The 15923-nt window shown below is 52.3% G+C and carries 15 protein-coding genes and 2 tRNA genes; 5 read left to right on the plus strand and 12 right to left on the minus strand.

The window, feature by feature from the left end:
* Positions 1–2: 2 nt before the first annotated feature.
* From COHPA_RS0111020 to COHPA_RS0111035, 4 genes are all read right to left on the minus strand, one after another.
* Entirely contained in the window at positions 3–794 is a 792-nt protein-coding gene (locus COHPA_RS0111020) for an ABC transporter permease (RefSeq protein WP_027086230.1), read from the minus strand.
* Positions 766–1776, minus strand: coding sequence for an ABC transporter ATP-binding protein (locus COHPA_RS0111025; protein ID WP_027086231.1), 1011 nt, complete (start codon positions 1774–1776; stop codon positions 766–768). Before COHPA_RS0111025 ends, COHPA_RS0111020 begins: the two co-directional genes overlap by 29 nt.
* Positions 1777–1794: 18 nt before the next feature.
* Positions 1795–2052 (minus strand): acyl carrier protein, encoded by a 258-nt coding sequence (locus COHPA_RS0111030; RefSeq protein WP_027086232.1) that lies wholly within the window; start codon positions 2050–2052, stop codon positions 1795–1797.
* 214 nt (positions 2053–2266) lie between these two features.
* Complete coding sequence (locus COHPA_RS0111035) at positions 2267–2914, minus strand: response regulator (RefSeq protein WP_027086233.1); 648 nt, start codon at positions 2912–2914, stop codon at positions 2267–2269.
* Between the two features lie 428 nt (positions 2915–3342).
* Between COHPA_RS0111035 and COHPA_RS0111040 the strand changes: the two genes are divergently transcribed.
* Genes COHPA_RS0111040 through COHPA_RS0111055 form a run of 4 tightly spaced genes read left to right on the plus strand, consistent with a single transcriptional unit; the run spans position 3343 to position 7494 of the window.
* On the plus strand, positions 3343–4902 hold the full coding sequence (locus COHPA_RS0111040) for a spore germination protein (protein WP_027086234.1): 1560 nt from the start codon (positions 3343–3345) through the stop codon (positions 4900–4902).
* 28 nt (positions 4903–4930) lie between these two features.
* Positions 4931–6130 (plus strand): Ger(x)C family spore germination protein, encoded by a 1200-nt coding sequence (locus COHPA_RS0111045; protein ID WP_027086235.1) that lies wholly within the window; start codon positions 4931–4933, stop codon positions 6128–6130.
* Positions 6131–6135: 5 nt separating this feature from the next.
* Positions 6136–6369, plus strand: a complete 234-nt coding sequence (locus tag COHPA_RS0111050; protein ID WP_027086236.1) for a hypothetical protein — start codon at positions 6136–6138, stop codon at positions 6367–6369.
* A gap of 21 nt (positions 6370–6390) precedes the next feature.
* Positions 6391–7494 (plus strand): GerAB/ArcD/ProY family transporter, encoded by a 1104-nt coding sequence (locus tag COHPA_RS0111055; protein ID WP_027086237.1) that lies wholly within the window; start codon positions 6391–6393, stop codon positions 7492–7494.
* Positions 7495–7574: 80 nt separating this feature from the next.
* On the opposite strand, the gene COHPA_RS0111060 is transcribed toward COHPA_RS0111055, so the two are convergent.
* The 6 genes from COHPA_RS0111060 to COHPA_RS0111090 form a co-directional block, all read right to left on the minus strand.
* Positions 7575–8531, minus strand: a complete 957-nt coding sequence (locus COHPA_RS0111060; RefSeq protein ID WP_027086238.1) for an NmrA/HSCARG family protein — start codon at positions 8529–8531, stop codon at positions 7575–7577.
* Between the two features lie 270 nt (positions 8532–8801).
* On the minus strand, positions 8802–9152 hold the full coding sequence (locus COHPA_RS0111065; protein ID WP_027086239.1) for a DUF3243 domain-containing protein: 351 nt from the start codon (positions 9150–9152) through the stop codon (positions 8802–8804).
* 83 nt (positions 9153–9235) lie between these two features.
* Positions 9236–10534, minus strand: coding sequence for an AAA family ATPase (locus tag COHPA_RS0111070; protein WP_245590295.1), 1299 nt, complete (start codon positions 10532–10534; stop codon positions 9236–9238).
* A gap of 8 nt (positions 10535–10542) precedes the next feature.
* Positions 10543–11973 (minus strand): RtcB family protein, encoded by a 1431-nt coding sequence (locus COHPA_RS0111075; protein ID WP_027086241.1) that lies wholly within the window; start codon positions 11971–11973, stop codon positions 10543–10545.
* Positions 11974–12147: 174 nt separating this feature from the next.
* Positions 12148–12222: transfer RNA gene (locus COHPA_RS0111085), tRNA-Pro, on the minus strand.
* 89 nt (positions 12223–12311) lie between these two features.
* A tRNA-His gene (locus COHPA_RS0111090) sits at positions 12312–12386 on the minus strand.
* Between the two features lie 878 nt (positions 12387–13264).
* Here COHPA_RS0111090 and COHPA_RS0111105 point away from each other — a divergent pair.
* Positions 13265–14686, plus strand: coding sequence for a glycosyltransferase (locus COHPA_RS0111105; RefSeq protein ID WP_084760579.1), 1422 nt, complete (start codon positions 13265–13267; stop codon positions 14684–14686).
* A gap of 30 nt (positions 14687–14716) precedes the next feature.
* Here COHPA_RS0111105 and COHPA_RS0111110 read toward each other — a convergent pair whose 3' ends face one another.
* Complete coding sequence (locus COHPA_RS0111110) at positions 14717–15274, minus strand: hypothetical protein (protein WP_027086243.1); 558 nt, start codon at positions 15272–15274, stop codon at positions 14717–14719.
* On the minus strand, positions 15271–15918 hold the full coding sequence (locus COHPA_RS0111115) for an SCO family protein (protein ID WP_027086244.1): 648 nt from the start codon (positions 15916–15918) through the stop codon (positions 15271–15273). The genes COHPA_RS0111110 and COHPA_RS0111115 overlap by 4 nt, the downstream gene beginning before the upstream one ends.
* Between the last annotated feature and the right edge of the window lie 5 nt (positions 15919–15923).

The following is a 15923-nucleotide window of genomic DNA, read 5'->3' on the forward strand; positions in this document are numbered from 1 at the left end:
GGTCATCCCCCTTGCACGACGAGTTTCCTTGAAGCGCCTTTCCATAACACATGCCCGACCGCATACAGCACGAGCACCCACACCGCTTGCCGAATCAAACCGGTCAAGATTTCGTCCTCCGGCACCATTCCCAAGTAAATCTGTATCGGCGTCGAGTAGATCGAGGCGAACGGCAGCAACTGCAGCGTATCGATCATCCCCTCGGGCATGAACCAGAACGGGATCAACGCGCCGGATAGCAGCATGACGGCGGCATCCTTGATCGTAACGAGGCTGAACGTCCAATAGAACCAGAAGGAGCTTACCCAGATCAGAAAATTCAAGTTATACAGCACGAGATAGCCTAGAATCGCGCTCACAAGGAAGTACAGGAACATGACGGTAGAGAAGGGAAACAGAAGATGAAACAGGAAGATCGACAGGATGAGGGCAGGCAACATCTGCAACAGGAATCGAAACGCGAGCGTGCCGACCGTATACGAAAACACGTAGAGTCTGAATCCGATCGGCTTGAGAAGGTCCGAGGACACGAGACCGTTCCTCACTTTCACTTCAATGAAGTATTCATCCATCACGTACAAGGTTTGCAGCAGGAAGGACAGCACGATGTAAGTCGCCAGGATTTTGAACTGCACGCCTTCCAGCGAGCCTTCCTCCTCGTAGATCGCTTTCCAGATAGCGATGTTCACGAAGATCATGACGATGGCGTTAATGACCCCGGCCACATACTCCGAGCGGTATACGATGTTGTTCTGGAACGATTTCTTAGCAAACTCCAGATACGCTCTTGTCAAGGTGTATCCCCCCGAGATATATGTCTCTGATAATTCCCTCGATTTCCGGCTCCTGAACGGTGAAGTCGGAAATGCTGTATTTCTGGGTGAGCCGGTTCAAGATCAGAGACGCTTGAATTTCGTCTTTATGGAATCTCAGCCACATCCGGTTATCTTTCGCGTCGATCAGCTCTACGCCGGGGATGCGGATCGGCTCCGCTTTCTCGCCGAACTCCACGACCATAATCCGATCGTTGCCGTACGTGCGCTTGATGTCCTCCACGGTGCCGTCGTATATTTTCGTCCCTTTGTCGATAATGATCATGCGGTTGCAGGTTCTCTCGATATCGTCCATGTCGTGAGTCGTGAACAGCATCGTCGTGCCTTTCTCACGATTCACGAACGTAATGAACTCGCGGATTTTTTCTTTGGCCACCACGTCGAGTCCGATCGTCGGCTCGTCGAAGAAAAGGATTTCCGGATCGTGCAGCAGCGCAGCGGCAATGTCGGCCCTCATCTTCTGGCCGAGGCTCAGTTGCCTGACCGGCACGTTAATGAAGTCCTGCAGCCCGAGCATCTCGCTGAACATGGCTAGATTGTGCTTATACGCCTGGGCAGGAATGCGATAGATGTGCCGGAGCAGATCGAACGTATCGATCACGGGAAGATCCCACCACAGCTGCGTCTTCTGGCCGAAGACGACTCCGATGCGCATCGCGTTCTTCTTGCGTTCTTTGAACGGAGATAGACCGCCGACGGTAATACTCCCGGACGTCGGCGCCAGAATACCCGTCAGCATCTTGACCGTCGTCGATTTGCCGGCCCCGTTAGGACCGATGAAGCCGACCGTATCGCCTTTGTCGATCGTGAAGCTGATGGAGTCGACGGCTCGCTTCAGCTTGAACTCCGGAACGAGCAAGCTTCGGATCGCTCCGCTCAAACCTTTTTTGCGAACGTTCAGTTTGTATTCCTTGACTAAATCGGTCACTTCGATCAAAGCCATTCCGCTCTCTCCCTCTGCTCAAATCGTGTAGAGCTCCAGCTTCTTCGACACCATTACGCACAGCTTGTTGATCGTATTGAGATTGTCGAGCAGCAGTTCTTCGTCATGGAACGCGACCGAGAACTCTTCCTCGATGTTAACGACAATCTCCATGCAATTCAGCGAGTCGAGCCCGATGGTGGCGAGCGAGTCGTCCGCCGACATTCTTCTCACCTGTTCCGAATCCAATCGAAAAACCAATGCTACGATTTCCACGATTTTCGCGTAAATGTCCATCGTTAACCTCACCTCCTCCGCCGTATAACAAGTTCTATCGTGTTGCGACAATATAATTTGCGTATTACAACCGTACAATAACTTCGGATATGGACCTAGATGCTATCCGTCACGAAATGACTGCCCGTTCGCCATGACTTGGAGCAACAAAATAGGACATCCGGACAAAAAGGATTGTCCGGATGTCCTATTCGTGATCGTAAGCGTTGCCGGTTTAGGCGCCGATATCGTTCCTAAGAGCAAATACGACTAGCTGGATGCGGGTTTTGAGATTCAACTTCTTCAGGATGCCTGAAATGGTGTTTTTGACGGTTCCTTCGGAAATATAGAGGCTTTTGGCGATTTCCCGGTTTTCTTTGCCTTCGATGACTTGATGGATAATTTCGAGCTCGCGTTTGGTCAGGGTAACATTCCATGGCTGACCCAGCGGGGAATCCGACTTCTTATGGTTTTTCATCTGACGGGCGAATCCGGAGAAAGCTTCCTGATGCATGACGCTAAGCCCTCGAACGGTGGTCTTGATCGTAAGAATCAGCTCTTCCGAATTGATCGTCTTCAGAACGTACCCGTTGGCTCCGTTGCTGATCGCCTGGATAATGCCTTCTTTGTCCTTCGATAGAACGATTACTTTCGTCTCGCCTTCGGAATGAATGAGAATACGTTCGGTTCCGTCTGCCCCGTCGGCGGATTTCATATTCGCGTCCATTAATATGACGTTGGGCTGACACCGTTCGCACAGGCTCAACGTTTCGTCCACCGTGGAGGCGAACCCGACGACTTGCATGTCCGGCTCCCGCTCCAAGATCAGCTTAATGCCTTCGCAGACGATTCTTTGCGAATCTGCAACAACTACCGTTATCATTATTCATCCCTCCTCTATTTGATCGATCTCTTCGATTCGCCACTCCCGGCGATATCACTCCCCCTGAAACCGTTTTCCGTATACTTGAACCTTATTATAGTTGAAGTCGTCCTTTTCCACCTGCGCCCTTTGACATATACTGTCAAACATTATTCAAGTCGAATTATGGTTGTTTTTGCAAAATACACCCATTTAACTTGGGTTATTGTCTTTTTTTGGCAAAATAAATAAAAACTCTGACTTAATGCAGTCAGAGTTTGATGACATGAGCTTTACGCTTTACTTGTCCGGATGAGGAAGTAATATTCGTTCCCCGGTTCCAAGCCCTTCATTCATATTCGGTTGATATCTTCATTGTAACATTCAAAGCGTTTACGAGCGTCGGTCGGAGGCAACAATGGTGCTACAATCGTCAAAGGAACATGCCCATGCGACGCAACAACCATCCCGAACGGCAGGAGGCGGCCAAGCAAACCGCTCAACTGCATCTTGATTTACATCATAACGTTCAACACATTCGGCAAACTCTCGGTAACAGCGGAGACCTTGTCGTCCGGGACTTGCCGATCGGCGCGAACGAACAGCTTCATTCCGCCATAATCTATACAGACGGCTTAGTCGATACTACGTCGATCCAGAGCGGCGTTATCGAGGCGCTAATGTCCGGTCTTGACCAAGATGCATTGGCGAATGCGATACGTTCGGACGCCGATATGTTGAACTATTTAAGTAATCATGCGCTCGCGGTCGAGCAGATCAACGAGACGGACACTTTCGACGAATTGATTCATTCGCTGTTGTCCGGCAACGTTATTTTGCTGCTGAACGGATACGACCGGGGCTTGTTCATCAATCTTAGCAAATACGAGCACCGCGCCATCATGGAGCCGGCTGTCGAAACCGTCGTCCGCGGCCCTCGAGAAAGCTTCACGGAAAGCTTGCGAACGAACACCGCGTTAATTCGCCGAAAAATTAAAGATCAAAACTTGCGGCTGGATAACCGCATGATCGGTCGTATAACGAAAACCGACATAGCCGTCATGTACATGAAAGGCATCGCCGACGACCACGTTGTGGAGCAAGTTCACAGCCGGCTCGATCAGATCGATATCGACGGAATATTGGAAAGCGGATATATCGAAGCGTATATCCAGGATGTGGATTTCACCCCTTTTCCCACCGTTTACAACACGGAGCGTCCGGACGTAATTGCCGCCGAGCTGCTCGAAGGCAAAGTCGTCATCTTGGTCGACGGAACTCCGTTCGTACTCGTCGTTCCCGCGTTATTCATTTCGTTCCTTCACTCGGCCGAGGATTACTACCAACGCGCGGATATAAGCAGCTTGATTCGCATTCTGCGCTTTATCGGCTTATTCATCTCTTTGCTGGCTCCGTCCCTCTATATTGCTATTACGACGTTCCATCAGGAGATGCTGCCCACTCAGTTGCTCATCGGCTTGGCCTCTCAACGCGAAGGCATTCCGTTCCCGGCATTCATCGAAGCGCTGGTCATGGAAATCGTATTCGAAGTATTGCGGGAAGCCGGATTGCGCATGCCAAGAGCGGTCGGACAAGCCGTCTCGATCGTCGGCACGCTCGTTATCGGTCAGGCTGCCGTCAATGCCGGCATCGTGTCGGCGGCGATGGTCATCGTCGTGTCGATCACGGCGATCGCCAGCTTTATCTATCCGGCCATCAATATGTCCATTACTATGCGTATGCTGCGTTTTCCATTAATGGGGCTTGCCGCTTCGTTCGGTATGTTCGGCATATTCCTCGGGCTCATGGTTCTACTCCTTCACATGAGCAGCTTGAAGTCGTTCGGGGTGCCTTATACGGCTCCATTCTCTCCGTACATTCCGGACGATCTGAAGGATACGGTGATCCGGAAACCCCTTTGGTTAATGAACACCCGCCCCCGGCTAATCAATCGGCGCAATATCATCCGGCAAGGCAAGACGTCGCCGCCTCCGGCTAAACCGAAATAGACTGCTTCCAACCAAGGAGAGGAACCGCTTGAAATGCAAAGTCGTCTTGACGATATTGACGGTCTTGTTGTTGTCGCTTGCTACCGGCTGCTGGAACCGGAGCGAATTAAACGATCTGGCCATTACCGTCGGACTCAGCATCGACAGAACGGACAATGATCGATATCTGGTATCGGCCCAAATCGTAGAACCTGGAGAAGTTGCGGAGAAAGGGGGAAGCGGTCGATCGCCCGTCACCTTGTTTAATGAAACCGGCAACACCGTAATGGAAGCGATACGCAAAATGACGACGAACAGCCCGAGGAAAATATATATGGCTCATTTGCGAATTCTTGTTATTGGAGAAGAGCTGGCGCGAGAAGGCATCGGCGACGTGTTGGATTTCATGATCCGGGATCACGAGCTGAGGACCGACTTCTTCGTTGCGATCGCCAAAGGCCGAAAAGCGAAAGAGATGTTGACAATCATGACGCCGCTGGAGAAACTTCCCGCCGTCAAGATTTATAAGTCGATGACGACCTCGCAGAACAATTGGGCGCCTTCGTTGAGCGTCACGCTAGATAAATTGATTGCCGATCTCGCCAACGAAGGCAAACACCCGGTGCTCGCCACCCTCGAAGCGACAGGCGATGAAAAGGCCGGTAACAACAAGTCCAACATGGAGCGCATCGATGTGCCCGCGAGCATTTCCTCCGCAAGTCTTGCCGTCTTTAAGAAGGATAAGCTAGTCGGTTGGCTGAACGAAACGGAAAGCAAAGGCTACAACTATATCATCAATAAGATTTCGACCACCCTCGGATTCATGTCCTGTCCGAACGGAGGAAAAATCGCGGTGCAGGTCGTTCGCTCCAATGTGAAAGTAAAGGCCCGCACCGTAGACGGAGAGCCAATCGTCGATGTGGATCTGCGGGTCAAACAGAACATTAGCGAGGTTTTGTGCCGGATCGACTTGACCAAGGAAGAGACGTTCGCCGAAATAGATAGACGATCGGTTCAGAAGCTGGAGGATATATTGGATTCCGCCATCGTCAAGGCGCAAAAACAGTTCAAATCGGACATTTTCGGCTTCGGCGATGCCGTTCACCGAGCCAATCCGAGGTTATGGAAGAAGCTTCGAAAGGATTGGGACCGACATTTCGCGATCATGCCCGTTCATGTGAAGGTGAAGGTCCAAACCACGTTGTCCGGTACAATCAACAATTCTCTCAAGAACCTAATAAAGGAGTGATTTAGATGATGATCGCCGCGGCTGTCGCAGCCGTATCGATAGGCATCGCTTTGTTCGAGGTCACGCCATTACGGCGACAAGGGTTGTGGAAGGAACTATGGACATTCGCCGCGTTGCTGTTGCTCGGGACGGTTCTGGGCATAGCCAGAGCGCTCCACATCCCGATTTGGAATCCGACCCACTGGATTACGTTCGCCTTCAAGCCGGTAAACGAATGGCTAATCGGCATGATCAATTAAACGGATCGGACGGTGTTCGCGATGATGGATAACGGCAAAATAAGCGCAAGGCAGTTATCGATCTTAATCATGCTCTATTGTATCGGCAGCGCGATTATCGTCATTCCGTCCACTCTTGCTTCCCAGGCGAAGCAGGACGCCTGGATCTCAAGCCTGCTCTCGCCTGCTATCGGGCTGCTGGTGCTGCAGATCGCCATCAGGCTCTCTAACCGATTTCCAGGCATGGCGCTAACCGAATACATCGAGATTATATTCGGCAAATGGGTTGGGAAAATCGTGTCATTGTGGTTTTTGGCCACCTTCCCTTTTATGATCGGCTTTTATACCTTGCGCGACATCGGCGACTTTCTAACGATGCAGATTATGCCGGAGACGCCGATCGAGGCGATACATATCGTCTTATTCGGCGTCATTATTGTCGGCGTGCGCCTCGGCCTGGAGCCCTTGGCGCGCACTGCGGAGTTGTTGTTCCCTTGGATCGTCGCGTTATTTGCCGTCCTTTTCCTATTTATAGTCCCGCAAGTCAGCAAGACAAATCTTCTGCCCGTGCTTGAGAACGGATGGAAGCCTGTAATCAGAGCAAGCTTGCCCTACGTTAGCTTTCCGTTTCTCGAACCCGTTATTTTCCTAATGCTGGTTAACCATGTCAACCGATCGGAGAAAGTCGGTCGTGCCCTGTTCACCGGATTGGCGATGGCAGGCTTCTTGATGTTCATCACAACGCTGATTACGATTCTCTTATTCGGAGGACAACTCACGTCGTTGTTCATGTATCCGACCTACGAATTGTCCAAAAAAATAAACATCGGCAATTTTCTGCAGCGGATCGAAATCATTATGGCGACGATCTGGTTCGTTACGATATATTTCCGTCTAGCGATACTGTTCTACGTGTCCGTTGTCGGCTTTGCCCGGGTGATGAAGGCGGCCGATTACCGATTCTTGACGCTTCCGCTCGGCATGATAACGATTGTGATGTCGCTTGTCGTATACCGCAACGTTGGAGATCTGACCGCATTTATTCCGGTGTGGGCGTCATTCGCCTACATTAACGGACTGCTGCTCCCTGCTCTTCTGCTCATTGTCGCCGTTATCCGCAAAATAAAAAGACCTCTTGTTAAGTGATCCGCAGCACAAAATCATTCAAAAGCCGACGATCCAAGATCGCCGGCTTTTGATGTTTTGCTATTATTTACGGAAGAAGATCATTGCTCAATCGGAATTCGATGTTTATGGTTAGCCAACCATTCATCGAAAGTTTGCAATGCAGCGTTTAATCGACGAGAAGTACCGATGTCTCGCGCGCCGCAAAACACTTGTTCGTACTCCTGAAAATATTGAAACATATTTCCTAAATCCTCCGCGCCGGGGAACCCCAAGCCGCGATACATCGCAGGCGGCATGTTATGGTATTGAACCTTCAGGCCGTACGCTTTCGAAAGAGACAGGGCAAGCTCGTCTCCCGTCAAATGTTCTCCGGCGATTCCGATATACTTCCCGACGTATTCGGCAGGCCCTCCCTTGAAAATTCCGTAAGCGCATTTGCCGATATCTTCGGCGGCAATACCTGCCAGCTTCTTATCGCCCATAGGCAGCGCAAAGATTAAATCGCCGTCTTCTCCCCGCCTCGGCCCCATGCCGAAATAAATCATGTTGTCCCAATAAAACGATGTCAATAAGAACGTGGTCGGGACTCCTTCGTCAATGAAAAATCGGTCGGTCTCTCCTTTCACGTCGAGGTGCGGGACCTTATAGGTTCCCATCAGCGTCGGCATACGGTCGTCGCCCAAAGGAATCCATTTACGCGTATCTTCAAGAGTCGACCAAATCAGATGCTGAACGCCTGCTTGCTTGGCGGCGGCAGCCATATTCCTGGCGTGCTCGGTATCCTTCTCGGGCGAAAAAGTATTCCAGAAAAAAGTGTTGGCGTATACCCCGTGCGCTCCTTGGAACGCCTGATGCAAGCTTTCAATATCATCAAGGTCGGCAGCCACTAACTCGGCTCCCCATTCAACCAATTCCTTTGCCCTTTCGCCGTTAACGTCTCTTGATAGGGCACGGACAGCGAAATCTCCCTCTTTGTCGTCCAGAATAGCCCGTACCAATCCGCGTCCCTGTGCTCCCGTTGCGCCGATCACCGCGATGACCTTCTTGTCAGCCATATGCATTCCCTCCCGATCAATCTCACTATCCGTTTATTGAAGAAGATAACTCCTTACCCGATGTCCGGCTTGTGCGTATAACCGCCCCGAATACTGGAAATTTTTGTGTAACTTAATCAAATTATGCACTTTTGGCGGAGGCGTCGTCAATGCGACTATCGAACTAGGATTTCTTGTCGAATTCTGAAATTCCCAGACCTCGGGAGTCCGAGCGATGCAAAAAAAGTGCCCCGCGCGGACTTTCGCCCAACCGGGACACTTCGAATGCGATCAATGTTTGTTCTGCGGCTGAACCATCCTTAAGAGCACATGCGCGAGCATGTGGCGTTCCTCTTTCGTGCCGACCGCCCATAGTTCTTGCAGAAGCATCTCTTCGCTATTGCGCGGACTTTCGTTATTCGCGAGATAGTCGGCTACTTCCTCGGCGATGACGGTCATTTGCTCTTCGCCTAGTCCGATGCTTTGAGCCATCTTGACCCGTCTGCCCAGATAGTTTTTGAACGTTTCGAAGTTGCGAAGAATGCGGTCTCTTTCGTCGGCATCGATATTCGAGATGGCTTCGTCTACGTTATTCGGGTGGATGTTGCCGCCCTTCTCCACGACATGATTATTCTCGGACATGGGAACCCTCCTCGGTGGACTTGACTGAATGCATTACCATTGTAACCAAGTCGCGCGGGACCGAACCTCCGTTCACCGGATCGCTACGAGAAACCAAGACGCCGGGGTTGGTTTTCCGTCATCCACTCCCCGCTGCGCCCCTTTGCGTAATCCGATTTCATATCGGCGATCAGCCGATCCAGATCGACCGCGTTCTCGTAATGCATTTGCAGCGCGGCGGAGACATACAGCTCGCCCAATTGAGCAAGCGTAAAGCCTTCCGTTGCGCGAGCGGTTCTGGCGATCGTCTCCTCATCCGCAAGACGATCCATTCCCTTGCGAATCAAGTAGGCTTGGCGAAGCGGTTCGTTCGGAGTTCTGACTTCGTACGCCCGGTCGAATCGGCCGGCGCGGTTCATGAGCGCGGGGTCGATCTTCTCCGGATAGTTCGTCGTACCGATGAGATAGACGCCTTCCTTGGAGATTGCGCCATCCAGCGTATTCAAGAAGTACGAGCGGCAGGACTCCGGCATCGAATCGATATCCTCGATGACGAGCACCATCGGCGCCATTTGCGTCGCTGCGGCGAATACCTCTTGGATCGATCCGCTGTTCGTATATTGGGTAATTTGCCAATAAGCTACGGGAGCGCTAGTCGTGGAAGAGATCGATTTAACCAGCGTCGTTTTCCCGTTTCCAGGCTTTCCGTAGAGGAGGATGCCCCTTTTATAGGGAATGCCGTACGTTTGGAAGAACGAGCGGTCCTTCGAGAAAAATTCGTCGACCGAACGGAAAATTTGCGTCTTGAGCTCTTCGTCCAAGAACACGTCGCTTCGGCTAACGGAATAAGTAAACGGTTCGCGGGTCTGTTCCAGCCCGTCTCTTGTGTCGGTGAACAGGACGATCTTCGGATTATCTAGCTGACGGCTTCTCATCTCCTCCAGAAACCGTACCATCCCTTCATCCGATTCCGCGAATATCAGATCTTCGTAACCGATGCCATGCAGAGTAATCTTAGGGATCCTGACCAACGCGACGCGGTGCTTAGGATAGATAAACAGATTATTGCGTACGGCCGGCCTGATCGCGTACCCTTTCCTCGTCGCTTCAGGATCGCCGGAAAATTCGAAAATGTTCGTCTCCACCAAGTCGTATAAGCTTGCTACATGCTCGACCCCCTCGTACCCGTTGCGAATATCTTCCTCTAGTCCGTTCCACGCTTCGTTGCCGTCATCTTGATAATAAAGCCGGAAATCGCACCGGAACCGATCTCTCAGAAAATCGATAATTTTGTGAACGGCCTCGATATAGTTGAAATAGTTCTTCATGTCCTGCGGCTGGCCTGCGCCAGGCTCCGCACGGACGATGAACCGAGGCTCCGTCGCTTTGGCTTGTAAAGTCATCTTATCCATTACACCCCTTTCACCGCCGCCAGCGGACGGCATTTGGCGACTACGTCGGCAAGCCGAGCCCGGACGACGCTGTCTATAATTCGGTCTACGTCTTTGTACGCTTGCGGCGACTCATCGATCAGAGCCTCGAGCGCCCGATGATTCAACACGATCTCGTCCTCTTGCCCGATCCGCATCGAGGAGGCGAATTCGTCCACCGTAACGAGCTGCTTCGTCGCGTTCCGCGAACGAATCCTCCCTGCCCCGTGGCAGATGGAATAGTAGTTGCGCACGCCCTCTGCAGCTCCGACCATGAGATACGAAGCCGTTCCCATCGAGCCCGGGATGAGAGCAGGATGTCCTGTAGCGCGGTAAGGCTCTGGATTGCCGGAGTGGCCTGCAGGAAGCGCGCGCGTCGTGCCTTTGCGATGGACGAGCAACGCTTCTTCCTTGTGATTTTCCTCGACCGCGTAGTTGTGCATCAAGTCATATAGCGTGCTTAATTCCGCCTGAGAGCCGAACGTCTCTCGGAATGCGTCCCGAACGGCAAAAGCCATCAAGTGCCGATTCGCCACCGCGAAATTAAGCGCCGAATACATCAAATGCGCGTACGTACGTCCGGCTTCGCTGTCGAGCGGCGCATAGGCGAGCTTCGGGTCGGCCGTGCCAAGCCCGAGCTTCCTCATCGTCTTAGCGACTTGCGAGCCGCAATACTGATTGACCGCTCCGCCCCAAGAACGGGAGCCGGAATGGATCATGACGGCGATCTGGCCGTCTTTCAAACCCCACTTCTCTGCGGTTGCGCGGTTGTCCTCGTTAATGCTTAAAGCTTGGATCTCGATAAAATGATTCCCGTTGCCAAGCGTGCCGAGCTGGCGATGGGACCTATGCCACGCCGGCTCCGGAATTCGATCCAGCTCGCCTTCGTCGAACCGAAACCGGCTGCACTCGACATGCGTCAACGAAGTCGCTTTCCTCGGCGTGTACGCATCAGGGACATATTTGCCCGGCAATCCGTGAAGCCCTTTGCGAAGGACGTCCTCCAAGCGAACGTCCGAAAAATAACCTCTCGCGTGATTTTCGACCGGAATCCGTTTCTCGATCGCTTTAACCAGCTTGCGCCGAAGCTTGACGTCTTGAAGGTCCCGCTCGTGCAAGTTCGTCAGATGCACCCTCATCCCGCAGCCGATGTCGCTTCCGACGATCGACGGCGATACGAAGCCGTTGTCCATTCCCCATACCGCCGTCGTGCCGATGCACGTGCCGACGCCGACATGAGCATCGGGCGTATAGCTCATATACCGGATATTCGGAATTTGCATATTGTTGTTGGCCATCTCGAGCACCTTGGCTCCCATGGCGTGAAATAAGTCTTCGTGGGCGAATACGTGCAATTCCCCTGCAGGGAGATCGACTCGCCGATAATAAACATCGTTAAAATTTGAACTCATAAAGAAGGTACTTCCTCTCAAAGGTTAATGGACAGCCGCTCTTCTATTTCCTTTGCTAGGGCCCGTAGAGGCCGAAGGACAATGAGCAGGCTTGTCGGATGTGGCGACATTGCGGCGTTGCGGCTAGGGTTAAGTCCGATCATGTCTTATCAGCCTCCTTCTGATTCATAAGGGTCGGAACGGCAGGATTCGAACCTGCGGCCTCTTGCATCCAAGGCAAGCGCTCCAGCCAAGCTGAGCTACGTCCCGATGGAGGATAGGTGCGGGCATTCCCCGCGATCTGTCGGCCGCCGGGTAGCAGCAGCCTATGTGATATTGCCCATCCAAATTGTTAGGTTTGGGGAGACCAACCGGAATCGAACCGGTACTTGCGGAGTCACAATCCGCCGCGTTCGCCTTTTCGCCATGGCCTCCGAAAGATCCTCACCCTACCGGATAAGGAACGTAACTCAATACCTTCAAATGGCTTTCCCAGGCAATCGTCTCCGGATCATTCCGTTGCCGACGCTGGTACCAATATCTCTTCAATCGTTTCATCGTGCGCTCACCTCGCTTCGTTCGTTGAATTTCGACTTTCTTTCCCTCTAAAAACAAAAGCCACCTGTCTCCGCATCCCTGCCGCCGCGCAAGGATGATACCGGATTCCAGATAGCCCGATGAAGTATAGGCGTTCACCTTCACCCTACGGCAAAGGCACGTAACTCAACATCACCAATCGGCTATCCCAATAAAATTGCTCCCGATGTTTGCGTTCCTGACGTTTATTCCAAAACTTCCGCACCTCGTTCATCTCCTCTCATCATGGAATCGTCCCGCGATCTGAACTTCGAAGGAATCAAAAAAAGACCCCTGATTGCCCCTGATCCTTCCCTACGGCGTATTCAGCCATAGAAAAAGACCGCTCGGCATCAAGCAGTCTTTACATGTACGCTTATGTAAGTTTACCGCGAACGGATTCAGGCTGTAGAATACAACCATCGAACCGAACCGGATCTGCGTCCGTAAAGAATGCCCGTATGAGATTGGATGTAGAAGCCATGCTTCCGATTACGATTCTGCGGCAATTGACAAGCAACCGGGGTTGCCAACTCGAGACGATTCATCTTCATCATGCTTCTGCACTCCTTTCTCGAATGAAATATATGCTGGTAATCCTAACATCCGAACATTAACCATGTCAACCACTTTTTTCATAGTCCGCCCGCTACGAGTAACCCACCCACGAATCTGATGCTCACCGGGAATATAGTAACTTAGCGAATGTATGACGCATGGCTAAGGAGGCGCAGCGGTGACCTTGAAGACGAGAAGGAAGAGAGCGGCAGAACGGCGCAAACCTAGACGAGACCGGGGTAAGAAGCTGATTAGAAACCGGACAACAAGCCGGATCGGCCTTAGAAGAAGGCTGCAGCGACTACGAAGGAAGCAGCCGATCAGACGGCGAAGACGCCATCGAAGGCTTAACCTATTGTTCGTCGTTCATTCCTTTTTTCCGGAATCCTACGCCGGGACCGAGAAATTCGTTCTTAACCAAGCTAAATCCTTGAGCGCCAAAGGGCATAGAGTCAAGATCGTCACTTACAGCAATAGGAATCCGGAGCTATTCACGGCGGCTATAGGCGATGTCTTGTATCGCGAATATATCCATGAAGGGGTTCCCGTTCTGGCCTATCGGCATAGTCGATCGGACCCTGCCAAGACCTTCGATATAAGCAACAATGATTTGCTACTATTCTCGCAATCGGTGATCAGGAAGGAAAAGCCGCACCTCGTTCATTTCGGGCATCCGTTAAGAGGGATGGAATTCATGCAAGCTTGCATTCAACTTCGAACCCGATATGTCGTTACGCTAACCGACTTCTGGTTCTTATGCCCGAAGAACACCTTGCTTCGCAACGATCAAGCGCTTTGCGCCGGTCCCGACAATGGCCGGAACTGCCTCATCCACTGCCAGATCCCGGACGTGGAACAGAGGCTTCAATCCCATATTCCGCTACTGAGATCCGCGAGCAGAATCGTTTCGCCGTCGACGTTCCTGGCAAGCGTGTTCAGAAGCCATTTGCCGGATATGCAAGTGGATGTGATCCATCATGGCATGAACCTCGAGAACATTCGAGTCAACGAAAGGAGCTATCAACCCGGAGACTCTCTGACTTTATTCTATGGCGGCACCCTCGTTCCGCATAAAGGGGTTCATCTGATACTGCAAGCCATGTCTCTGATCCCCTCGGATCGGCTTAAGCTGAGAATCTATGGGTCTGGCCCCGAGGAATACGTGCGCAAGCTGGAACATGCCGCCTCCTTAGACGGTCGCGTCGAGATGTTGGGCGTGTATACGGCAAACGACATTCCGAACATTTATCAGCAGGTGGACGTTGCCGTTATCCCTTCGATCTGGTACGAGAACCATCCTCTAGCGCTGCAAGAAGCATTGGCCAGTCAGGTTCCGGCGATCGCGACCAACGTGGGCGGGATGGCGGAGAAAGTCATAGACGGCTACAACGGACTTGCCTTCCGTATCGGAGATCCATCCCACCTGGCCGAGCGCATTACCGAGCTGCTCGATAATCCCGCTATGCTTAACGTCTTCAAAGCGAATATGAAACAAACGCGATTTCCCGCCGTCGAGCAAGAAGCCGCAGCCTACGAGCGCATCTATTACAGTATCGTTCAGCCGAGAATATCCCGCCGAGCGCGTAAGCAAAACCCCTGAGCCTAATGGCCAGGGGTTTACGTTAATCGTTTACTCATACTCGGAATGCCGAATCATCAAGCGATAAACAACGTATACCGCCATGCAGATCGCGGTCGTCAGAAATCCCCAGCCCAGCGTGATTTGTTCGATAAGCAAGTAGTTGTTGCATAGCTGAACGGGAGCGATCGTGTACAACAGTCCTAGCGCAACGGAAATCGCCATGTAGCCAATGAATACGGTCGATCTGCAGGCATAGCCTACCTTCTGCCAGCTGTCTCTTAGCGGCAATCCCGCCAAGAACGTCAAGCTGACGAACTTGAACAGTTCCGATCCGGCAAGCTCGAGAGATTCGTCCATCGCTCGCGGCAAATTCCAGTACATGACGACGATCGAGAACAGTACGATCCCAGGAATGCCGTTGCCGTTCCACTTCGCCAAAAATCCGGGAAACCACAGCTGGAAGTACCGCGCCATCATGTACCCGGCGATGACGAGCAGTGGCATCTGCATATGCATGTGCATGATCATGACCGACTCGAGAAACCGGGCAACGGGGGGCAGCGCCAAGAACACGAACAACGCGAATCCGTACGCCGCTTGTTTCATAAGCCCGCGCCCCCCTTATTCAAATACCCTGCAACCTTCTCAGCCGCCCTGTCTGCATCCTCATAATCCATCACGTCTACTAACGTTCCCGCCGGGTCTACCAAGTAGAACGCCGAATTATGCGCGAAGCCGCCGCTGTCGTCCGGGATGACAATGACCCCGAACCGATCCAGCAATCGATCCAACTCCGCCTGATCCTTCACCCTCGCCATCCGCCACTTCTCGCCGTCGGAGTCGAAAAACTGTCGGTACTTTTCAAGCCGCGCCGGGTCATCCCGATCCGGGTCGAAGCTGATGCTCAGGAAGACGATATCCTGATCGAGCAACGACCGAGGCAGCTTATCGTAGACCTGCTCCATGTTCCTCTCCAATTCTACGCACACGGTCGGACAGGAGGAGTAGAAGAACGTAATGAATACGTATCGGCCCGCGAATTCGGAGATCGAGTAGCTGCTTCCTCGGCTGTCTTCGAGCGTTACATCGGGCGGGAACGAAGGCTGGGTCTTCGCCAACCGAGCAAGTCTGGCTTGCTCCGTCGTGTACGCGGTAAACCCGTCCGTCCCCGCGTAGAACCATACGGCGCCGAACAAGAGAACGACGACTAGCGCGACGGTCGTAGGTCGAACTTTGCTCCGGGGGCTCATGGCGA

It is taken from the genome of Cohnella panacarvi Gsoil 349, assembly GCF_000515335.1.
Classification (GTDB): Bacteria; Bacillota; Bacilli; order Paenibacillales; family Paenibacillaceae; genus Cohnella; species Cohnella panacarvi.